General features: G+C 64.9%; 23 protein-coding genes. 14 read left to right on the top strand and 9 right to left on the bottom strand.

Annotated elements, in window-relative coordinates; translation table 11 throughout:
- From C8N34_RS05745 to C8N34_RS05725, 5 genes are all read left to right on the top strand, one after another.
- Positions 1–951 carry an alpha-E domain-containing protein gene (locus tag C8N34_RS05745; RefSeq protein ID WP_108128162.1) on the top strand — a complete coding sequence of 317 codons (951 nt, stop codon included), beginning with the start codon at positions 1–3 and terminating at the stop codon, positions 949–951.
- On the top strand, positions 951–1,775 hold the full coding sequence (locus tag C8N34_RS05740; protein WP_108128161.1) for a transglutaminase family protein: 825 nt from the start codon (positions 951–953) through the stop codon (positions 1,773–1,775). Before C8N34_RS05745 ends, C8N34_RS05740 begins: the two co-directional genes overlap by 1 nt.
- Positions 1,776–1,844: 69 nt before the next feature.
- Entirely contained in the window at positions 1,845–2,570 is a 726-nt protein-coding gene (locus tag C8N34_RS05735; protein WP_108128160.1) for a proteasome-type protease, read from the top strand.
- A gap of 107 nt (positions 2,571–2,677) precedes the next feature.
- Positions 2,678–3,295: a GcrA family cell cycle regulator gene (locus tag C8N34_RS05730; RefSeq protein ID WP_108128159.1), complete on the top strand. Its 618-nt coding sequence runs from the start codon at positions 2,678–2,680 to the stop codon at positions 3,293–3,295.
- Between the two features lie 77 nt (positions 3,296–3,372).
- On the top strand, positions 3,373–3,783 hold the full coding sequence (locus C8N34_RS05725) for a PaaI family thioesterase (RefSeq protein WP_108128158.1): 411 nt from the start codon (positions 3,373–3,375) through the stop codon (positions 3,781–3,783).
- A gap of 63 nt (positions 3,784–3,846) precedes the next feature.
- On the opposite strand, the gene glpX is transcribed toward C8N34_RS05725, so the two are convergent.
- The 3 genes from glpX to C8N34_RS05710 all read right to left on the bottom strand — a co-directional run bounded on the left by glpX (position 3,847) and on the right by C8N34_RS05710 (position 6,586).
- Positions 3,847–4,815: a class II fructose-bisphosphatase gene (glpX, locus tag C8N34_RS05720; protein ID WP_108128353.1), complete on the bottom strand. Its 969-nt coding sequence runs from the start codon at positions 4,813–4,815 to the stop codon at positions 3,847–3,849.
- A 117-nt stretch (positions 4,816–4,932) separates the two neighbouring features.
- Positions 4,933–6,228 carry a homoserine dehydrogenase gene (locus C8N34_RS05715; protein ID WP_108128157.1) on the bottom strand — a complete coding sequence of 432 codons (1,296 nt, stop codon included), beginning with the start codon at positions 6,226–6,228 and terminating at the stop codon, positions 4,933–4,935.
- 67 nt (positions 6,229–6,295) lie between these two features.
- Positions 6,296–6,586, bottom strand: coding sequence for a hypothetical protein (locus C8N34_RS05710; protein WP_108128156.1), 291 nt, complete (start codon positions 6,584–6,586; stop codon positions 6,296–6,298).
- Positions 6,587–6,690: 104 nt separating this feature from the next.
- Between C8N34_RS05710 and C8N34_RS05705 the strand changes: the two genes are divergently transcribed.
- From C8N34_RS05705 to C8N34_RS05690, 4 genes are all read left to right on the top strand, one after another.
- Positions 6,691–7,296 (top strand): TetR/AcrR family transcriptional regulator, encoded by a 606-nt coding sequence (locus tag C8N34_RS05705; protein ID WP_108128155.1) that lies wholly within the window; start codon positions 6,691–6,693, stop codon positions 7,294–7,296.
- 134 nt (positions 7,297–7,430) lie between these two features.
- Positions 7,431–10,025, top strand: a complete 2,595-nt coding sequence (gene mprF / locus C8N34_RS05700; protein ID WP_108128154.1) for a bifunctional lysylphosphatidylglycerol flippase/synthetase MprF — start codon at positions 7,431–7,433, stop codon at positions 10,023–10,025.
- Positions 10,026–10,141: 116 nt separating this feature from the next.
- The gene (locus C8N34_RS05695; protein WP_108128153.1) at positions 10,142–11,896 is read left to right on the top strand and encodes a tetratricopeptide repeat protein; all 1,755 of its coding nucleotides are present in this window, start codon (positions 10,142–10,144) and stop codon (positions 11,894–11,896) included.
- The gene (locus C8N34_RS05690) at positions 11,889–12,782 is read left to right on the top strand and encodes a 4-(cytidine 5'-diphospho)-2-C-methyl-D-erythritol kinase (RefSeq protein WP_108128352.1); all 894 of its coding nucleotides are present in this window, start codon (positions 11,889–11,891) and stop codon (positions 12,780–12,782) included. Before C8N34_RS05695 ends, C8N34_RS05690 begins: the two co-directional genes overlap by 8 nt.
- Here C8N34_RS05690 and C8N34_RS05685 read toward each other — a convergent pair.
- Positions 12,758–13,759 (bottom strand): polyprenyl synthetase family protein, encoded by a 1,002-nt coding sequence (locus C8N34_RS05685; protein ID WP_108128351.1) that lies wholly within the window; start codon positions 13,757–13,759, stop codon positions 12,758–12,760. The two genes, C8N34_RS05690 and C8N34_RS05685, sit on opposite strands and share 25 nt — an antisense overlap.
- Here C8N34_RS05685 and C8N34_RS27290 point away from each other — a divergent pair.
- From C8N34_RS27290 to C8N34_RS05670, 3 genes are all read left to right on the top strand, one after another.
- Complete coding sequence (locus C8N34_RS27290) at positions 13,649–14,029, top strand: putative signal transducing protein (protein WP_422387658.1); 381 nt, start codon at positions 13,649–13,651, stop codon at positions 14,027–14,029. The genes C8N34_RS05685 and C8N34_RS27290 overlap by 111 nt on opposite strands.
- A complete protein-coding gene (locus tag C8N34_RS05675) occupies positions 14,029–14,787 on the top strand; it encodes a tRNA1(Val) (adenine(37)-N6)-methyltransferase (RefSeq protein ID WP_108128151.1) in 759 nt (252 codons plus the stop codon). The genes C8N34_RS27290 and C8N34_RS05675 overlap by 1 nt, the downstream gene beginning before the upstream one ends.
- A gap of 97 nt (positions 14,788–14,884) precedes the next feature.
- A complete protein-coding gene (locus C8N34_RS05670) occupies positions 14,885–15,052 on the top strand; it encodes a YdcH family protein (RefSeq protein ID WP_082400616.1) in 168 nt (55 codons plus the stop codon).
- Here C8N34_RS05670 and yddG read toward each other — a convergent pair.
- The 4 genes from yddG to C8N34_RS05650 all read right to left on the bottom strand — a co-directional run bounded on the left by yddG (position 15,043) and on the right by C8N34_RS05650 (position 19,100).
- Positions 15,043–15,924, bottom strand: a complete 882-nt coding sequence (gene yddG, locus C8N34_RS05665) for an aromatic amino acid exporter YddG (protein ID WP_108128150.1) — start codon at positions 15,922–15,924, stop codon at positions 15,043–15,045. The two genes, C8N34_RS05670 and yddG, sit on opposite strands and share 10 nt — an antisense overlap.
- 124 nt (positions 15,925–16,048) lie before the next feature.
- Entirely contained in the window at positions 16,049–16,774 is a 726-nt protein-coding gene (gene phbB, locus C8N34_RS05660; RefSeq protein ID WP_054300731.1) for an acetoacetyl-CoA reductase, read from the bottom strand.
- 169 nt (positions 16,775–16,943) lie between these two features.
- Entirely contained in the window at positions 16,944–18,119 is a 1,176-nt protein-coding gene (locus tag C8N34_RS05655; RefSeq protein WP_054300732.1) for an acetyl-CoA C-acetyltransferase, read from the bottom strand.
- 135 nt (positions 18,120–18,254) lie between these two features.
- Positions 18,255–19,100 (bottom strand): EAL domain-containing protein, encoded by an 846-nt coding sequence (locus tag C8N34_RS05650; protein WP_229825211.1) that lies wholly within the window; start codon positions 19,098–19,100, stop codon positions 18,255–18,257.
- 85 nt (positions 19,101–19,185) lie between these two features.
- Between C8N34_RS05650 and C8N34_RS05645 the strand changes: the two genes are divergently transcribed.
- A complete protein-coding gene (locus C8N34_RS05645) occupies positions 19,186–19,764 on the top strand; it encodes a DNA-3-methyladenine glycosylase I (protein ID WP_054300733.1) in 579 nt (192 codons plus the stop codon).
- Positions 19,765–19,903: 139 nt separating this feature from the next.
- Positions 19,904–20,446, top strand: a complete 543-nt coding sequence (locus C8N34_RS05640; protein ID WP_054300734.1) for a DUF2087 domain-containing protein — start codon at positions 19,904–19,906, stop codon at positions 20,444–20,446.
- On the opposite strand, the gene C8N34_RS05635 is transcribed toward C8N34_RS05640, so the two are convergent.
- Positions 20,427–20,975 (bottom strand): TlpA family protein disulfide reductase, encoded by a 549-nt coding sequence (locus C8N34_RS05635; protein ID WP_054300735.1) that lies wholly within the window; start codon positions 20,973–20,975, stop codon positions 20,427–20,429. The two genes, C8N34_RS05640 and C8N34_RS05635, sit on opposite strands and share 20 nt — an antisense overlap.
- Between the last annotated feature and the right edge of the window lie 26 nt (positions 20,976–21,001).

Below are 21,001 nucleotides of genomic sequence, written 5' to 3'. Positions count from 1 at the left end.
ATGCTGAGCAGAACCGCAGACAACCTCTACTGGATCGCCCGCTATATGGAACGCGCCGACATTGCGGCGCGGCTGCTGGAAGTGGGATCGCGCATCACGCTGATGCCCTCCACCCATGGCTATCGCAACGAATGGGACAGCCTGCTGCAATCCTCGGGCACGGCCAACGGGTTTTCCCACAAATACGGCGACCCGGTGCAGCGCAACCTTGAAAGCTGGCTGTTCTTCGACCGCGACAACCCCTCCTCGGTGGCAAGCTGCATCACGGCGGCGCGGGAAAACGGCCGCATCGTGCGCACAGCGCTGACCAGCCAGGTCTGGGACGCGCTGAACACCGCTTTTCAGGAGTTGCGGCAACTGGAACGCACCCCGCGCAGCGAGCTGGAACTCAGCCGCCTGACCGAATGGGTGATGCGCCACACCGCCATGGTGCGCGGCGCCATCGACGCGACGCTGCTGCGCAATGACGGCTACAACTTCCTGAATATCGGCTACTATCTGGAACGCGGCGACAACACCGCCCGGATGCTGGATGTGAAATATTACGTCCTGCTGCCACGCATCGAATTCGTGGGGTCCGGGCTCGACAATTATCAATGGACGACGCTTCTGCGGGCCATGGGGGCGCATCGCGCCTTCCACTGGGCCTATGGCGGCGAGGTGACGGCGGCCAAGATCGCGGATTTCCTGATCCTCAATCCGCAAAGCCCGCGTTCGCTCATCACCTGCCTGTCCGGCGTGAACAACCACCTGACGCGACTGGCCAAGGCCTATGGCCGCACCATGCCTGCACAGGGCAAGGCCACCGCCATGCTGAACGAGCTGGAAACCACCAATGTCGAGGCGATTTTCGACGAGGGGCTGCACGAGTTTCTGTCGCGGTTCATCCGCGATTCCGCCGAACTGGGCACTGCCATCCATGAATCTTATCTGAGCGGGGATCTGCGCTGATGCGTCTGACCGTCGATCATGTCACCTGTTATCGCTATGCCGCGCCCGTGCGCGGTGTGGTGCAAAGCCATCGCCTGACGCCTTCGGTGTTCGAAGGGCAGACGGTACTGGACTGGAAGGTTACCGTCAGCGACGGACTTCAGGGCGGCAGCTTCCGCGACGGCGCGGGCGACCGGATCAGCGCCTGGTCCGTGATCGGCCCGGTCAGTGAAATTCTGGTGCAGGTCACCGGCACGGTCGATACCCGCGACCTTGCCGGGGTTCTGCGTGGCCATCGCGAGACGGTGCGCCCCGAAGTCTATCTGCGCGACACCCTGCCCACCCGCGTCGATACCGCGCTGGTCGATCTGTCAGAGGCGGCAGAAGGCGCCGACGGCCCGCTGGATGCCGCGCACCGGCTTTCCGCTGCGGTGGCAGAAGCGATCACCTATCGCCCCGGCGTGACCGAGGCGCATACCACAGCCGCCGAAGCACTGGGTCTGGGCGAAGGTGTCTGCCAGGATCACGCCCACGCCCTGATCGCCATTGCACGGCACCGGGGGATGCCCGCGCGCTATGTCTCGGGCTACCTGTTCGCGGATGCCGGGGGCAAGGCGCATGAGGCCGCCCATGCCTGGGCCGAAATCTGGTTGCCCGGTCTGGGCTGGGTCGGTTTCGATCCGGCCAATGCCTGCTGCCCGGATGAACGCTACATCCGGCTTGCCTCCGGCTTCGACGCACAGGATGCGGCGCCGATCCGCGGCATCGCGCGCGGTCCCGGCGCCGAAACCATGGCAGTGCGCGTGGCCGTCTGCACGCAGGGCCAGCAGCAGGAACAGCAGTGACGAAGCGGTGGTTGCGCCCGCGCGGGCGCAGCCCTAGTGTTGCGTCAAACGCCACTCACGGAAACGAACATGACCTATTGCGTAGGCCTTCTGCTGAATGAAGGCATGGTGCTGCTGTCGGACACCCGGACCAACGCCGGACTCGACAATATCTCGACCTACCGCAAGATGTTCACTTTCGAAGAGCCGGGCGAGCGTGTCATCGCCATCATGACTGCTGGCAGCCTCAGCGTGACGCAGACCACCATCGCACGCCTGCGCGAAGCCATCGAAGAACCCGACGCCGACGGCGAAACCTCGATCCTGAAAGCGCCAACCATGCTGAAGGTGGCCGAGATTGTCGGCAACATGCTGGCCTCCGTCCGCAATGAGGTGGACGAGAAGATGAGCGCGATGCGCCAGAGCGCCTCTGCCTCGATGATCGTTGCAGGTCAGCGGCGCGGCGGCGTGATGCGGCTGTTCCTCATCTACCCCGAGGGCAATTTCATCGAGGCGACCGAGGATACCCCCTTCCTCCAGATCGGCGAACACAAATACGGCAAGCCGATCCTTGACCGGGTGGTGCGGCCTGAAACCTCGCTGGCCGATGCGCAGAAGGCGGTGCTGCTGAGCATGGATTCCACGCTGCGATCCAATCTCTCGGTCGGCATGCCGCTCGATATGTGCGTGATCGAACGCGATGCATGCCAGATCAGCATGCGGCGGCGGATCGAGGCCGGGGACGAACAGTTCCGCGCCATGAGCGAGGCCTGGTCCAGGGCCCTGCGCGACGGCTTTACCCAGATTGAGGTCTGAGGCGGACGCGCTTCATCTGCATGGCTTGTATCTGCGGCGTGGCAGGGTAAAATAGCGTCCGACCCCGCGCCCGGCCGTGCCGCGGGAGACCCAAGCCGGAGAACAGCATGTCGTGGACTGACGAGCGCGTCGAGACGCTCAAGAGGATGTGGTCTGAAGGCCAGAGCGCCAGCCAGATCGCCAAAGAGCTGGGCGGCGTGACCCGCAACGCGGTGATCGGCAAGGTTCACCGTCTGGGCCTGTCGAACCGTGTCGGCGGCGCTGGCGGCAAAGAGGATGAGGAAGAGGTCGCGGTCGAGGCTCCGGCCCCGCGCGTCGAAACCCCGCGCCCGGCCCCCGAACCGGCCCCGCGCGCGGCAGAGCCGCCGCGCCCTGCCCCGCCCGAACGCCCTGCCCCGCAACCGGCAGCGGCTGCCCCGGCCCCCTCGGCCCCGATCCCGCTGCGCAAGGCCATCGTTCCGGCAGGCCAGCCGCTGCCGCCGCAACCTTCGGCCAACGAGATCAGCCCCGAGGCGCTGGCCTCGGTGCGCGAGGTGGAAAAGCGCGCCCGCAAGCTGACGCTGATGGAACTGACCGAACGCACCTGCAAATGGCCGATCGGTGATCCGGCGACCGAAGATTTCTGGTTCTGCGGCCTGCCCTCGCAGGCGGGCAAGCCCTATTGCGACGCCCATGTCGGCGTGGCCTTCCAGCCGATGAGCGCGCGGCGCGACCGCCGCCGCTGACCCGGCCTTGTGAGATTCGAACGCCCGCCCCGCAAGGTGGCGGGCGTTTTCTTCTCAACACAGTCCCCGAGTTTCACATGTCTGACATTCCGCCCATCGCTGCCGATCAGCCTGCCTTCGCCCGCCTGCTGGGTCTGAGGATCGTGTCGGCCACGCCCGACCGGGTGGAGGCCGAACTTGAGGTGACCGAGGCTCTGGGAAACCGGAACGGCGTTCTGCATGGCGGCGCCATCATGGGCCTAGCGGATAACCTGGGCGGGACGGCGACCTTCCTCAACCTGCGCGAGGGTGAGGGGACGGTGACAGTGGAAAGCAAGACCGGCTTCTTCCGCCCCGTGCCGCTGGGCACCACCGCCCGCGCGGTGACCGAGCCGCTGCACAAGGGGCGCAAGACAATTGTGTGGCAGACCCGCATCCTGCGCGAGGATGGCAAGCTGGCGGCGATGGTTACGCAGACCCAGATGGTGCTGCGGCCCGAGGACAGGTGAAAACCCGACACTCAAAATGCAAAAGGCCCCCGAAACCGGGGGCCTTTTTGACATTTCGGAACCTCAGGCTTTCACAGGGCTGCGATAGCTCATCCGCCGCACCGATCCGGTTTTCGACCGCATCAAGAGCGTCTCGGTCGTCACCCAGCCCGGCTCGCGCTTGATGCCCGACAGGATCGAGCCATTGGTCACCCCGGTCGCGGCAAAGATCACATCGCCGGTCACCATCTCGTCACGGGTATAAATCCGGTTCAGATCGGTGATCCCGGCACTTGCGGCGCGGGCGCGTTCGTCATCGTTGCGGAACAGCAGCTGGCCATAGATCTGGCCGCCCATGCACTTCAGGGCCGAAGCTGCCAGTACGCCCTCCGGCGCCCCGCCCGACCCCATATACATGTCGATGCCGGTCTTGTCGCTTTCGGCGCAATGGATCACGCCCGCCACATCGCCGTCGGTAATCAACCGGATCGCCGCGCCGGTGCCGCGCACCTCGGCAATCAGCGTCTCGTGGCGCGGACGCTCCAGGATGCAGACGGTGATATCGCCCGGTGCACAACCCTTGGCGCGGGCCAGCGCCTCCACACGCTCCGCCGGGCTCATCTCCAGCGTCACGATGTCGGGCGCATAGCCCGGACCGATGGCCAGCTTTTCCATGTAAACATCGGGCGCATGCAGCAACGTGCCGCGCGGCGCCATGGCGATCACGGTCAGCGCGTTCGGCATGTCCTTGGCGGTCAGCGTGGTCCCTTCCAGCGGATCGAGCGCGATATCCACAGCCGGGCCGTTGCCGGTGCCGACTTCCTCACCGATATACAGCATCGGCGCCTCGTCACGCTCGCCCTCGCCGATCACCACAACACCGGCAATGTCCAGGAGGTTGAGCTGATCGCGCATCGCATTGACGGCCGCCTGATCCGCCGCCTTCTCGTTCCCCCGGCCGATCAGCGTCGCCGAGGCAAGTGCTGCCGCCTCGGACACGCGGGCGAGTCCGAGGGAAAGCATCCGATCCTGAAACTGAGCCGCATCGGCCATGAAAACCCCCATTGTCTGCCCCGTATGGAGGCCGGTTAAAGACTTTGCCCTGTCCTAGCCGCCGCAAGCCCTGCCCGCAAGGATGGTTCCGCTAACGCACTGGCGCGGCCTGCCCGCTTACAGTTCCTCGATGCGGATGGCGACGGGCTGACCAACAAGCACGCCGGTCTGCGCAAAGCTTGTGAGTGCATGTGCCACATCGGCCGGGGCCGCTTTGTGCGTGACGAAGATGACGATCGCATCGTCATCTTCCTCGCCCGGCTGGTTGATCTGGCGCATCTGGTCGATGGAGATGCCCGCCTCGCCCAGACAGGTGGCGATCTTGGCCAGGGCGCCGGGTTTGTCCAGCAGCGTCATCCGCAGGTAATAGGGCGCGGGGGTCGCGGCCTTGGCCGGAACCGCCGGAACCAGCGTGGCGGCAGGCCGCCCGAAGGTCGGCAGTCGCAGACCGCGCGCGATGTCGATGACATCGGACATCACCGCGCTGGCGGTCGGGCCCTCGCCCGCGCCGGGGCCGCGCAGCACGATCTGGCCCACACTGTCGCCTTCCAGCATCACCATATTGGTGCCGCCTTGCAGCTGGCCAAAGGGGCTTTCGGCAGGCACAAGGCACGGGGTCATGCGCTGTTCCAGCCCGCGTCCCGACATCTGCGCCACGCCGAGGAGCTTGATGTGATAGCCCATGTCGTCGGCCAGTTCGATATCCTCGATCGAGACATTGCCGATGCCTTCAAGCTCTACCGCGTCGAAGGCGACGCGGGTGCCGAAGGCGATGGCGGCCAGCAGCGACAGCTTGTGTCCGGCATCGATCCCGCCCACATCAAGATTCGGATCGGCCTCAAGATAGCCCAATTGGCGGGCTTCCTCGAACACGGTTTCATAGGGCAGGCCTGCGTTCTGCATCCGGGTCAGGATATAGTTGCAGGTGCCGTTCATAACGCCCATGACACGGGTGATACGGTTGCCAGCCAGACCTTCGGTCAGCGCCTTGATGACGGGGATCCCCCCCGCCACCGCCGCCTCAAACCGGATCACCCGGCCCGCGGCCTCGGCCGCTTCGGCCAGTGTCTGCCCGTGATGCGCCAGCAGCGCCTTGTTCGCGGTCACAACATCCTTGCCCGCTGCGATGGCGGCCTCGGTCGCAGCTTTCGCCGCGCCCTCATGCCCGCCCATCACCTCGACGAACACGTCGACATCTTCGCGCTGCGCAAGAGCAACCGGATCGGTTTCCCAGGCATAGGCCGAAAGATCGGCATCGCGGTTCTTCGTGCGGTCCCGCGCCGAAACGGCGGTAATCACCACGGGGCGGCCAGTGCGCGCAGTGATCAGATCGGCATGTTGCTGAACGATCTTCACCACTCCGATGCCGACTGTTCCAAGACCGGCGAGCCCGAGACGCAGGGGCTGAACCATAATATGCTCCGTGATTTGTCTGTCCGTCTGTTAGCCCGTTCAACCGCCCTGCGCAATCGGGCTGGCGTCAGCCGTCTGTTGCCGGGGTCGGCTCCGGCGTCGTCAGACGCAGCGCGCGCAGGGCAGCCGCACGGGACTGCAGCGCGGCGGCCCGACCCGCCAGACCATCCGCCGCGTTGACCGGCACGGCATCAAGCTGCGCCTCTGCCAGCAGCGTATCAATCGGCTGAAGCGCGGGGGCCGGTCCCGCAGGGGCGGCAGGCGGCGCCAGTTCCGGCATGGCCGTGCAGGCCGCAAGGGCCAGCGGCGCAAGAAGGAAGGGGCGGAAAGCATTCATCGGCAGGTCCGGCGCTGGCATCGTGCCGCCTATCCTTACAGGGAGGCCGGGCCTTTCGGCAAGCCAGAGCCGCGGCCCGGAAAGGGCGGGCTTGAACTGAACATGCGTTCAGATAGCATGGACACATGGCACGCAAGACCGGCTCACACTCCGAAATCACCGGCCCCCGCATCCGCGCGGCGGCTGAACACCTGTTCGCCCGGCACGGCTATGCCGCCGTTTCCATGCGGCAGATCGCAGCCGAGGTCGGTGTGCAGGCCGGGGCGCTGTATCTGTACACGCCCGACAAGCAAAGCCTGCTGGCCGATCTGATGCGCGACCATCTGGACGGTCTGCTGGCCGCCTGCGCCGCCCTGCCCCCTGTCAACGGCCCCGAGGCCCGGCTGGATCAGTTCGCCCGGTTCCATATCGGCTATCACATCGACCGGCCCGACGCGGTTTTCGTTGCCTACATGGAATTGCGCAATCTGGAGCCTGCCAATTTCACCGCCATCGAAGCCCTGCGACGCCGCTACGAGAATACGCTTGAGGCGATCCTGCGCGATGGCCGCGCCGCCGGGGTCTTTGCGGTGCCCGACACCAAGCTTGCCACGCTGGCGCTGATTGCCATGCTGACCGGGGTGACGAACTGGTATCGCGAGGGCGGTCGCCTTGGTCGCGCCGAGGTCGAGGCGATCTATGCCGCCATGGCACTGAATGCGGTCGGAGCCTCCCCCTTGCCGACCCGCTGAATGCCCCCGATGCGCGGCGCTCTGCCACAGCGGCCGCTCCGCCACGGCACAATCCTCCCGTCAGTGTTTACACGCGCACGGTGATGGCCTAGCTGAAACGGGGCCGGAAGACCGCGACAGGCTGCATTTTCAAGATGATCTCATCCACTCTCACTTTCCTGCGCCGAAGCTTTCCGATCCTGCTGGGTATCGGGTTGTTCGGGCTGGGTCTTTATGCGCTGTATCACCTGCTGCGGCCGGTCGATCCGGCGGATGTGATGGCACATATCCGTGCAACACCGTGGCACAGCCTGATCGGCGCGGTTCTGGCAACAGCGGTCGGCTATGCGGCGCTGGTGGGTTATGATGTCTTCGCGCTGCATTTCATCGGACACCGGCTGCCGTGGCGGGTCGTGGGGCTGGGCGGTTTTCTGGGCTATGCCTTCGGCAATACCATCGGCGTCAGCATCGTTTCCGGCGGGGCGGTGCGCTATCGCATCTATTCCGCCTTCGGGCTGAATGCCTTCGAGGTGGCGGCGGTTTCAGCCTATATCGCCATGGCGCTCGGCACCGGCCTGACCCTGATCGGCCTGGCCGCGCTGGCGGTGCATCCGATGGCGGCCTCGGACGTGCTGCCGCTGTCCCCCGGCCTGGTACGCTGGGGCTCGCTGGCGGTTCTGGTGATCTCGGTCGCGGTGATCGTGTTCATTTCCTGGGGCAACCGCTCCCTGAAGGTCTGGCGGTTCGACCTGCGCCTGCCGCCGCCGCGCAGTCTGGCCGGGCAGCTTGCGGTGACGCTGATCGACGTGGTGGCAGCGGCCTATACGCTCTGGGTGCTGATGCCCGCCGGCACCCCCGATTTTGCATCCTTCGTGGCGATCTACGCCATCGCCATGATGATCGGCATTCTGAGCCACGTGCCCGGCGGCGTCGGTGTGTTTGAAACCGTGGTCATCGGCACCCTGCCTCCGGAAGTGCCCGTCAGTGAGGCTGCCGCCGCGCTGCTGATGTTCCGAATGATCTATTACATCCTGCCCTTCGTGCTGGGCTTCGTCATCGTTTCGGTCAACGAGGCGCGGATGGCGGGCGGGTTCATCACCCGGCTGATGGGGCGCCTGCCCGCGCAAAGCCGCCCCGTGACCGAGGCTCTGGGCGGCGTGGTGCCCTCGCTGGTGGGGCTGGTGACCTTCGGCTTCGGGGTCTATCTGCTGATGGCCTCGCTGATCCCGTCGGTCCGGGGGGATGCGATGGCGGACCGCGACGTCATCGCGGCCCTGCTGATCGAAGGCGGCACGCTGGCCTCCGCTGTGGCCGGGGTGCTGCTGCTGATCCTGTCGCACGGTCTGGCCCGGAGGGTGGAGGCCGCGTTCTGGCTGACACAGGCAGTGCTGGCGGGCGGCCTGGTTGCCTCGCTGCTGAACGGGTTTGATGTGGACAGCGCGCTGCTGCTGGGGGCGGGCCTGCTGCTGCTGTTGCCGTTCCGGGGAGCCTTCCACCGTAAGGCCAAGCTGACCGAGGGTGTATTCAGCCCGGCATGGTTCGCACTGGTTCTGGGGGTCGTGCTGGCGGCGGCGGTGTTCTTTTTCTTCGTCCACCGCACCACGCCCTATTCCAACGATCTGTGGACCGAAATCGCCCATGGCGCCAATACGCCCCGCGCGTTGCGGGCCGGGCTGGTCGCCTCGGCCATCCTGCTGTTTTTCGGCATTTATCTGGCGCTGCGCCCGGTGCGCAGCCGTCCGGTACGCGCGCAAGATCCCGGCGTGCTGGAGCGCGCAGCGGCCATCGTGGCGGCGGCGGGCGATCCGCAGGGCTGTATCGGCCTGTCGGGTGACAAGCGTTTTCTGTTCTCGGATGCCGGTGGCGCCTTCATCATGTACGGCGTGCAAGGCTCGACCTGGGTCGCGCTGAGCGATCCCGTCGGCCGCCCGGAGGAGGTGCCTGACCTTTGCTGGGCCTTCATCGACCAGGCGCAGCGCGCCAATTGCCGTCCGATGTTCTACGAAGTCGGGCCGCAGCATCTGCCGGTCTATGTCGATCTGGGCATGGCGCTCCACAAGGTCGGCGAAGAGGCCGTCATCCCGTTGCAGAATTTCAGCCTGTCGGGCGCCGCCTTCAAATCCCTGCGCGCCACCCACAACCGGCAGGAGCGTGACGGCCTGCGGATGGAGCTTCTGACACCGCCGCATGACGCCGCGCTGCTCGCGGAACTGGCCACGGTGTCGGAGGCCTGGCTCGGCGGCAAGACCGCACGCGAAAAGGGCTTTTCCGTCGGACGGTTCGAGCCGTCCTATCTGGCCCGCTTTCCGATCGCCGTGGTGCGGCGCGCGGCAGACGGGCCGATCCTCGCCTTCGCCAATGTGCTGGCTCCGGGTGACGGGCGGCGGGTGTCGGTGGACCTCATGCGCTATCTGCCCGATGAGGCTTCAGGCATGATGGAGTTCCTGTTCCTGACGCTGATGGAACATTACCGCGATCTGGGCGCGACCGAATTCAGCCTTGGTGTCGCGCCGCTGGCGGGCCTGTCGGAGCGGTCGGTCGGGCGGCTGTGGAACCGTTTCGGGCGGCTGATCTATCGCCATGGCGGGGCTTTTTACAATTTCGCGGGCCTGCGTGCCTTCAAGCAGAAGTTCCACCCGGACTGGCAGCCGCGCTATATCGCCGTACCACCCGGACTTTCACCCACACGGGCGATGACCGATGTTGCCCTGCTGATCGCAGGCGGGGCGCGCGGGCTGTTGCGCAAGTGATTGAAATAACATCTGCGCGACTTCACGCCATCAACGCCCCTGCGCGGCCCCCGGCGCATTGCGCTGTGCCCAAGCGCAGCCTAATCTGGCGCATCGGCCAGTCAGCGGAGATTTGAATGCGCCTCGGACCTACCGCCCTCGTCCTTGCCCTTGCCGCCCTTGCGGGCGCGCCGCTGGCACGGGCCGAGACAGCCCCCGCGCAAACGACCGAGACCGCATCCGCCCCGGAACAGCCGGTGGATGCCGGCGCCTATCTGGCCGCCCGTGTCGCCGCCACGGACAGCAATTACGCCGAGGCGGCAGGCTGGTTTGCCCGCGCGCTCGCGAAGGACCCGCAGAACACCGATATGCTGAATGGCGCCATCGTCGCCACCATGGGTTCGGGTGATTTCGAGGCTGCGGCGCGCTATGGCCAACAGCTTGTCGATCTGGGGGGCAAAAGCCAGTTCGCCAGCCTCGCCCTGCTGGCCGACGAGGCCAAACGCGGAGATTACGCCGCCATCGTAGCGGCTATTGCCAAGGGGCAAAGCACCAATACGCTGTTCGACCAGCTGGTCGGCGCCTGGTCCGAGGCCGGTCAGGGCCGGATGACCGAGGCATTGGCTGCCTTCGACAAGGCCGCCGAGGCAAAAGGTGCCGCCCTCTTCGCGCGCTATCACAAGGCGCTGGCGCTGGCATCGGTCGGTGATTTCGAAGGGGCAGACAAGATCCTGTCGGACCCTGCCCTCGCCCCCCTGAAAACCGTGCGCCGCGCTTTGCTCGGTCATGCCCAGATCCTCAGCCAATTGGAACGCAATGCCGATGCCGTCGCGCTTCTGGACGGCGCTTTCGCGCAGGGGCAAGATCCGGCGGTCGATGAGATGCGCGCACGTCTGGATGCGGGCGAGCCTGTGCCCTATGCCATCGCAACCAACCCTGCCGAAGGCGTGGCCGAGGCCTTCTACACCATGGCCGTGGCGCTGAATGGTGAGGCGGACAACAGCTATACCCTGATCTATGCCCGCACGGCTGCCTGGCTGCGCCCCGATCACACCGAGGCGGTGCTGATGTCGGCGAGCCTGCTGAATGCGGAAGGCCAGCATGATATGGCCGCCGCAACCTTTGCGCTGGTTCCGAACACCGCGCCGGAATTCTATATGGCTGAACTGGGCCGGGCCGACACCCTGCTGGCCAGTGACCGCACCGATGCCGCGCTGGAGGTGCTCCAGAACCTTGCCCGTACCTATCCGAAGCTTCTCAGCGTGCAGATCGCCTATGCCGACCTGCTGCGTCGCGAGGATCGGTTCGAGGATGCGACCAAGGGCTATGACGCCGCCATCGCGCTGGTCGGCACCCCGACCGCCCGCGACTGGCCGCTGTTCTTCAGCCGCGGCATCTGTCACGAGCGCCAGAAACGCTGGGATCAGGCCGAGGCCGATCTGCGCAAGGCGCTGGAACTGAGCCCCGATCAGCCGCAGGTGCTCAATTACCTCGGCTACAGCTTTCTTGAACTGAACAAGAACCTCGACGAGGCGCTGGACCTGATCAAGCGCGCCGTCGCCGCGCAACCCGACAGCGGGTATATCACTGACAGCCTGGCCTGGGCCTATTTCCGCCTTGGCCGCTATGACGAGGCGGTCGAGCCGATGGAAGCCGCCTCGCTGATGGAGCCGGTGGACCCGATCGTGACCGACCATCTGGGCGATGTCTATTGGGCGGTCGGTCGCAAGCTGGAAGCGCAATTCCAGTGGCGCCGCGCCCTGTCGTTCGACCCCGACGAAAAAGAGGCGAAGCGCATTCGCCGCAAGCTGGAAATCGGGCTGGACCGCGTGCTTGCCGATGAAGGCGCCGCCCCGCTGGGCAAGGTCGATGCTGCCGAAAACGATCACTGAATTCGCTCATGCCAAGATCAACCTCTGCCTGCATGTCACCGGACAGCGGGCAGACGGTTATCACCTGCTGGACAGTCTGGTTGTCTTCGCCGGGATCGGCGACGGGCTGCGCGCGACCCCGGCGGACGGGCTGAGCCTGCGGATCACGGGGCCTTTTGCAGCGGGCGTGCCTGCCGGTGACGATAATCTGGTCCTGCGCGCGGCACGGCTGGTTGCGGGCGACATGGGTGCCGAACTGGTGCTGGACAAGCGCCTGCCCCCGGCCAGCGGGATTGGCGGCGGGTCGGCTGATGCGGCGGCGGCCATCCGCGTGCTGCTGCGGCTTCAGGCCATGGCAGGGCGAATGCCGGTCATGGCACAGGCGCAGGCCGATGCGGTGGCCGCGCTGGGGGCGGATGTGCCGGTCTGTCTTGCCTCGCATCCTGCCCGGATGCGTGGCATCGGAGAGAAGCTGGACTGGCTGCCGCCGCTGCCCGAAGTGCATGTGGTTCTGGCCAATCCGCGCGTCGAGGTGCCGACGCCAGCGGTTTTCAAGACCCTGCCCCATAAGGAAAACCCGTCTCTGCCCGAGGCTTTGCCGGGATGGATCGACGCCGCCGCGCTGGCGGATTGGCTGCGCGAGACCCGCAATGATCTGGAGGCCCCCGCCCGGACTATTGCCCCGGTGATCGGCGATGTGGTCAGCGCGCTGGCGGCCCTGCCCGGCGCGCTGTTCGCGCGCATGTCAGGATCGGGCGCCACCTGTTTCGCACTGTTCGCGAAGGAGGCCGAGGCGATTGCGGCGTCCGAGGCTCTGGCAGCAGACCAGCCCGAGTGGTGGGTCGCGTCGGGCCTGATCTATCCGGGACGGGCCGATATGGCTCAGTTGATCCGCGCGACCACATAGGCAGCGAGATCCGACAGCATGCCGCGCAGCGGATGGTCGGGCAGCGTGTCGATGGCGGCCCGCGCCTTTGCGGCCCAGGCCAGCGCATCGTCGCGCGCCGCTTCCATCGCGCCATGACGGGCCATGATGGCCAGCGCCTGCTCCAGATCACCGTCTTCCTGACGGCCCTTTGCTATCGTGCGCTCCCAGAAGGCAAGCTCTGCCGCATCGGCCTGCGCCACGGCCTTGATCACCGGCAGGGTCAGCTTGCGCTCGCGAAAATCATCACCCACATTCTTGCCGATGGCGGCAGAGGTGCCGCCATAATCCAGCAGGTCGTCAGCAATCTGGAAGGCAATGCCAAGCGCATCCCCATAGGTATAAAGCGCCTGCACCTGTTCAGCCGAAGCTCCTGCGATGACGCCACCCACCTCGGTCGCGGCAGAAAACAGCGCCGCCGTCTTGCCGCGCACGACTTGCAGATAAATGCTTTCCGTTGTCGCAAGATCCTGCGCTGCCGTCAGTTGCAGCACCTCGCCTTCGGCAATCGTGGCGCTGGCGTTGGACAGAATCTCCATCACCCGCAGCGAGCCCGTCTCGGTCATCAACTGAAAGCTGCGGGCGAACAGGTAATCGCCGACCAGAACCGAGGATTTGTTATCCCACAGCAGGTTGGCCGTCGGACGCCCGCGCCGCTGGGTGCTTTCATCCACCACATCGTCATGCAACAGGGTGGCGGTGTGGATGAATTCCACCGTCGCCGCCAGATGGATGTGGAACGGGCCGTCATAGCCACACAGCCGCGCCGCCGCCAGCGTCAGCATCGGGCGTAACCGCTTGCCCCCGGCCTCCACCAGATGCGCGGTGACCTCGGGAATGCGCGGCGCATGTTCAGACGCCATTCTGGCGCGGATCATGGCGTTCACCGCCTCCATATCGGCGGCCAGCCATTCGCCAAGGCGATCATGCGGTTTCTGTGCAGCCTCGTCCAACCCCATATCGCCCCCGTTCATCCCCTCGACAAGCGCGCCTTTTGCCGACATTGCTGCGACATGAAGGAAATCCTGCGCAGCACAGACCCGACCGTCATCGCCTTCGCCACGACCCTTCTTGAGGGCGAGGGTATAGCGGTGTTTCCGCTCGACGTCCACATGAGCATCCTTGATGGAAGCCTTGGCATTCTGCCGCAGCGGCTGATGGTGGCGGACCGTGACCTTTTCATCGCGCGCGCCGTGTTGCGTGACAATGAGATCGACCCGGGGCGCTGATGTTTTCCGACGCGGACCTCAGTGATGACAAGTTTCTGTGCGGAAAGCTGCGATTGTGGCAGCCGCTGAAAGGCTATCGCGCGGCGACAGATCCGGTGCTGCTCGCCGCCGCCTGTCCGGCAGAGGCGGGGCAGAGCGTGCTGGATCTTGGCTGCGGTGCCGGGGCTGCCTCCTTATGTCTGGGCTGGCGTGTGCCGGGCCTGCGTCTTGCCGGGCTGGAATTGCAAGCCGACTATGCGGATCTTGCCCGCCGCAACGCCGCCCGCAACGGCATCGCGCTGGAGGTGGCAGAAGGCGACCTGCGCGACATGCCGCGCGATCTGCGCCGCGACTTTGACCATGTGATCTGCAACCCGCCCTACTACCCGCCTGGCGGCACCCCCTCGCCCGTCGCCGGCCGCGCGCTGGCCATGCGGGTCGAGGCTGTCGCTATGGGAGAATGGGTCAGCACCGCCGCGCGCCGGCTGCGCCCGGGCGGCTGGCTGACCATGATTACTGGTGCAGATGCCCTGCCCGACCTTCTGTCGACACTTGGCACGCTCGGCTCGGCCAGTGTTCTGCCGCTGGCTTCCCGCGAGGGCCGCGCCGCGCGCCGGTTGATTCTGCGCGCCCGCAAGGGCGGGCGGGCACCTTTCCGGCTGCTCACCCCCTTTGTCATCCATCACGGCGCATCACATGAGGGCGACCGCGAAAGCTATACCCCCGCCGCGAACGAAATCCTGCGCACCGGCGGCGACCTTTCGGCGCAGTTCGGCTAATTGCCCGAAAATGCCGCGCCGCAGCGGTGACATTTTGATGACAAGCGAATGAATCCGTGGTGCAATCAACCTGTCGAACACAAAACAGGAGGCTTTGATGACCGTCGCTTCGCATATTGTCGAGCTGAGGAGAAAGCACGAACACCTGTCCGAAATGGTTGAGCGCGCTCAGCGCGCCCCCGGAAGTGACGATCTCGAAATCGCGGCGCTGAAAAAGCAGAAGCTCAAGCTCAAGGAAGAGATTGAGCGGCTGTCTCACGCCTGACCGCGTTTCGCGCCGGGCCGCGCCGGTCTTGACCGCGCGGCCAGCGCAGCCCCTCCGGTGATCAGAACCGCCGAGACAAGCAGTGTCAGCGATGGGGGCGCGATACCGGCAATCACCAGCGCCAGCGTGGAGAGGAGCGGCGCAGCATAAGAGGCGACTCCAAGCAACTGGATGTCGCCTTTTTTCATGCCGATATCCCATGTGAAAAACGCCAGCCCCACTGGCCCAAGCCCCAGCGCCAGCACCGACAGCCAGCCTGTCGCGGTTGCGGGCCAGACCGTCTGTTCGATGGCCAGATGCGCAATCGCGGACAGCAGCGCCGTTGCCAGGCAATAGACTGCCACCGCGGCCGTCGGCACCTGCCCGAAGGCGCGTGAAGCGACCGAATAAACTGCCCAGGTGATCGCGCAACCGAAGGCCAGCAGAAGCCCCGTCACATTGGCCTGCCCGCCGTCGCGGCCCAAAACGATCAGCGCCGCCCCGGCGAAGGCGATCAGCGCGCCGAGGATATGCCCCGCGCGCAAACGCTCGCCCGGCAGAAGGCCCGACAGCAGCACGATGAAGAGTGGCCAGAGATAGGCGATCAGCCCGGTTTCTGCAGAGGGCGCGATGCGGAAGGCGGTGAAATAGAGGGCGTGATACCCGAAAAGCCCGATGGTGCCGAAGAGATAGACATACCACGGCACACGGCGCAGCACCGCGCCCTCGCCGCTGGCGAGAACGCGAACCAATCCAAGGCCACCGCCAATGGCGAAGCAGATCGCATTCAGCAGAAAGGGCGGCACCGGCGCCGAACCGATAGTGAACAGCGCAAGCAGTGCCCAAAGCAGCACTGCACTGAATCCAATGGCGGTCGCCCTGCCCTGTGTCATCTGCCCCCGCAAATTTCTTGCAAGAAATTTGCAAAAATCTTTCAAAGATTTTTGCGTCCGACCGCAGGTCTAGGCAAAGAAAAAGGCCCGCGCAAGCGGGCCTTTGAGCGATTGTGTGAACGGGTCAGACGAAGAACTGGCCGCCATTGGCGCTGATGGTCGCGCCGGTGATGAAGCCTGCATCCTCGGCCGCAAGGAAAACCACGCAGCGCGCGATTTCTTCGGGCTCCCCCAGACGACCGACCGGGATCTGCGGGATGATGCGCTCGTTCAGCACCTTTTCATCAATCGCGCGGACCATCTCGGTGCCGATATAGCCCGGACAAATTGCATTGACGGTGATGCCCGCCCGCGCGCCCTCTTGCGCCAGCGCCTTGGTGAAGCCCAGATCGCCCGCCTTCGCCGCCGAATAGTTCGCCTGCCCCGCCTGGCCTTTCTGCCCGTTGATCGAGGAGATATTAATCACGCGCCCGAATTTGCGGTCACGCATTCCCGACCACAGCGGATGGGTCATGTTGAACAGGCCGGTGAGGTTGGTATCCATCACCTCCTGCCATTGCGCACGGGTCATCTTGTGGAACATCGCATCGCGGGTGATGCCCGCATTGTTCACCAGAACCGATACCGGACCCAGTTCTGCCTCGACCTTGGCGATACCGGCCGCGCAGGCATCGTAATCGGCGACAGACCATTTGTAGGTGGGAATGCCGGTTTCCTTGGTGAAGGCGGCGGCGGCATCGTCATTGCCAGCGTAATTCGCCGCAACGGAATAGCCCGCATTCTTCAGCGCGACCGAGATCGCCGCACCGATGCCGCGCGACCCGCCGGTGACCAGAGCAACTTTCGACATGATTCCTCCTTGAAATGTCTGCTTGGAATCTTGCTATCGGACAGAGCGCGCCTTCGCAACAATGTTGCGAAAGTTTTTTCGCAATTGCAGCAAAATTTCGCAAAGGATCAAAAGACAAGCGGCGCACTGTTGCCAGTGCGCCGCCGGAAGTTTTTAAAGTTTGAAATATTCAGACGCGCTCAAGGCACATGGCGACGCCCATGCCGCCCCCGATGCAAAGCGTGGCAAGGCCCTTTTTCGCGTCCCGGCGCTGCATTTCGAACAGCAGTGTGTTCAGGATGCGGCAGCCCGAAGCGCCAATCGGGTGACCGATGGCAATGGCACCGCCGTTCACGTTCACGATCGACGGGTCCCAGCCCATGTCCTTGTTCACCGCGCAGGCCTGAGCCGCAAACGCCTCGTTCGCTTCGACCAGATCGAGGTCCGCAGCTTTCCAGCCCGCCTTTTCCAGCGCCTTGCGGCTTGCATAGATCGGGCCGACGCCCATGATCGCCGGGTCCAGACCCGCCGTCGCGTAGGAAGCGATGCGCGCCAGCGGCTTCAGACCACGCTTCGCGGCTTCGTCCGCCGACATCAGCAGCACCGCCGCCGCACCATCATTGATACCCGAGGCATTGGCCGCGGTAACCGAGCCGTCTTTCACGAAGGCCGGTTTCAGCTTCTGCATCGCATCCATGGTCGCGCCGTGACGGATATATTCATCGGCATCCACCACGATGTCGCCCTTGCGACCCTTGATCGTGAAGGGAATGATCTCGTCCTTGAAGCGGCCGGCTTTCTGTGCCGCTTCGGCCTTGTTCTGGCTGGCCAGAGCAAATTCGTCCTGCATGTCGCGGCTGATCTGCCACTGGTTCGCGACATTCTCTGCCGTCTGCCCCATGTGATAGCCATTGAAGGCATCCCACAGCCCGTCCTTGATCATCGAATCGATGAACTTCATGTCACCCATCTTGTGACCCGCCCGCAGATGCGCGACGTGGGGCGACAGCGACATGTTTTCCTGACCGCCTGCCACGACGATGCTGGCATCGCCAAGCTGCACATGCTGTGCGCCCAGCGCGACCGCGCGCAGGCCGGACCCGCAAACCTGATTGAGGCTCCAGGCAGAGCTTTCCTGCGGCAGCCCAGCCAGGATATGCGCCTGACGGGCCGGGTTCTGGCCCTGACCGGCGGTCAGCACCTGACCCAGAATGGTCTCGGAAACTTCGGATTTGTCGATCCCGGCGCGGGCCACCACGCCCTCAATCACCGAAGCGCCCAGCTCATGCGCCGGCGTATTGGCAAAAGACCCGTTGAAGCTGCCGACGGCAGTCCGCCCGGCAGAAACGATAACGACATTCGTCATGGCTGTAGTCCTCTCCCTTGGCCGATGCGGCGGAGGGGCTCCTCTGCCGCCTTGCAGCATGGGGTAAGCAAGTTTCGGGCGCTGAGCAAGAAGATTGCGCGGCGACGTGCCAATTTTGGCGATTCGTCGCAGATGTCAGGCAAGCTTGCGATCCTCGGGCAAGAAAGCGGGCTTCAGCGTCGGCGCCCCGAAAAGGTAGCCCTGCATACAGTCAATGCCCAGAGTTTGCAGAAACTGCGCCTCTTCCACGGTTTCCACCGCCTCGGCCACGGTAAACATCTCGAACTGACGTGCGATGGAGATCAGCGCCCGGGTCAGCGCCTGATTGTCGCGGTCTGTATGGATGTTGCGGATGAACTGGCCATCAATCTTCAGGATGTCAAAGAAGAACTCCTTGAAGTAGCGGAAGGCGGTATAGCCCGCCCCGAAATCGTCGAGCGCGAAGGCAATGCCCTCACGTTGCAGATCATCCATGAAGGCCGTCACGGTTTCCGGCACCGCAATGGCCGAGCTTTCGGTGATTTCGAGGATCAGCCTTTCCCCGATGGTCGGGGATTGCCGCAACCCGCGTTTGAGAATGCGCATCCAGCGGGGATAGCCGATGGAACGGGCCGACATGTTGACTGACAGACGGATATCCGTATGGCGCGCCAGCGTCCGCAGCCCCAGATCCAGCGCGGCACAATCAATTTGTCGCCCGAGTTCCTGCGTTTCGACGGCGCCCATGAACTCCCGTGCCGGGATCACCCGCCCGGCAGGGTCCAGCAGGCGGATCAGCCCTTCGTGGAAGGCGATTTTCCGGGTATCCGCCGCGATCACGACGGGCTGGAAAGCCAGCCGCACCCGGCCATCGCGCAGCGCCTCCTCCACCATGGTCATGGTCTGCCGGTCCAGTTCGGATATCGCAAAGCTGAGCGGATCGGACAATGGCCCTTTCGGTTTGGCACCGCCTGGCTGCCGGAACTCCATCACCACCCCCATGCTTGCTTCCGCTCGACAGATTGCGTGGCCAAAGGTAAAGACCGGATGAAAGTTCACATTTAGTTCTAATTTTGCGGAGTTTGTCATGGAAGGCAGATGCACCTGGTGCGGCACCGAGCCGCTTTATGTCGCGTATCACGATACCGAATGGGGGGTGCCCGAACACGACAGCCGCGCCCTGTTCGAAAAGCTGATCCTCGACGGGTTTCAGGCCGGGCTGAGCTGGATCACCATTCTGCGCAAGCGCGAGACCTTTCGCGCCGCCTTTGAAGGTTTCCGCCCGGAGGTCATCGCAGGCTGGGGTGAGCCCGAGGTGCTGCGCCTTCTGGCCGATCCGGGCATCGTGCGCCATCGCGGCAAGATCGAGGGCACCATTGCAGGCGCCCGCGCCTGGCTGCGCATCGAGGAACGCGAGGGGTTTTCGCCCTTCCTGTGGCGCTTCGTCGGCGGCAACCCCATCGTGAACCGCTTCTCCAGCATGGCCGAAGTGCCGACCGAGACGCCCGAATCGCGGGCCATGTCGAAAGCGCTGAAGGCCGAAGGGTTCAAGTTCTGCGGCCCGACCATCGTCTACGCCTTCATGCAGGCAACCGGCATGGTGAACGACCACATGGTCACCTGCCCCTGTCATGGCCGGCTTGCCGCCGGAATACCGCCGCGCTAGACTTTGTGCAGGGTCCGCAGTTCACCCAGGCGTCACCAGCCGAAAGGCCAGCTAAACCTGCCGTCCCGCCAGCCATGGTTTCCCCATGCCCGGCCGCCAAGGGTGACCCGCGCCGTTCCGGGCCAGACATGAGGGTGCCATGACACGCCTTTCCCTGCCCTATCGGGCAGAAGACATCTCTGTGCTCGCGCGCCGTCTTGGCGCGGAGCTCGCCGGACATGAGGGCCAGCCAGGCCATCTGACCTTGCTGAACATGCTGGCGCGCGGTGCAGGCTTTCGGAACTTTCAGCATTTCCGGGCCCAGGACGCCGCCCGGCTCCGGCTTGATCCACCGCTCCTGCCCGAGGTCGACCTGCGTGCGGTCGAAAAGGTCCGGCGGTATTTCGATGCGGAGGCGCGGCTGAAAAGCTGGCCCGCCAAGACCTCGGCCCAGCATCTGGCGCTGTGGGGGCTCTGGGCACAGGTGCCAAAGGGTCAAAGCTGGACGGAGCGCGCGTTTTCATCCCTGCTGGACCGGCTGCACCTGTTCGGAGATGCCGCCATCCTGCGCCGCACCATGGCGCAGAGCGGCCTGATTGCCAGGCAGCCCGACGGAACCGGTTATCGGCGGATCGAACAGGCTCCCCCGGCCGAAGCAGTGGCACTGATCCGGTCGCTTCGGCTCAGCGCATCAGCGCGGTAAGGACGGCCCGCGCCTCGGCGCTGTTCCAGTCGGCATCGCCGATCAGGCGGCCAACCTCCTCGCCCTCGGGGTTGAGGATCAGCGTCACCGGAAGGCCCGCGATCCCGACATTGCGGGCCAGCGCCGATTTCGGATCGCGCAGCGCGGTCAGATGGGTGACACCCGCCTCTTCGAAGAACTCTTCGATGGCCGGAACGGCATTGCGGCCGGTGGCGACAGTCACGACCTCGAACTCCGGCCCGCCCATCACCTGTTGCAAGGCTCCGAGCGAAGGCATCTCGTGGCGGCAAGGCGGGCACCATGTGGCCCAGAAGTTCACCACCGTCCACTTGCCGCGAAACTCAGACAATGCGCGGGGGCTGTCGTCCAGCCCGACCAGCCCGATTTCGGGCAGTTCCTGAGCCTCGGCGAAGTTCAGCTTCTTCATGTCACCGTCGCGCAGCGCATCGGCGGCGGCAATATCGGCAGCAGCCGGGTTTGCACCGAACAGCAAGGCCGTATAAAGGACGGCGGCACGGACAGGCAGCATTTTCCCTCCACAAAGGCAGGCCCAGA

Source organism: Gemmobacter caeni (assembly GCF_003054195.1).
GTDB classification, from domain to species: Bacteria; Pseudomonadota; Alphaproteobacteria; order Rhodobacterales; family Rhodobacteraceae; genus Gemmobacter; species Gemmobacter caeni.
This window is presented reverse-complemented; position numbering and strand designations above follow the sequence as displayed.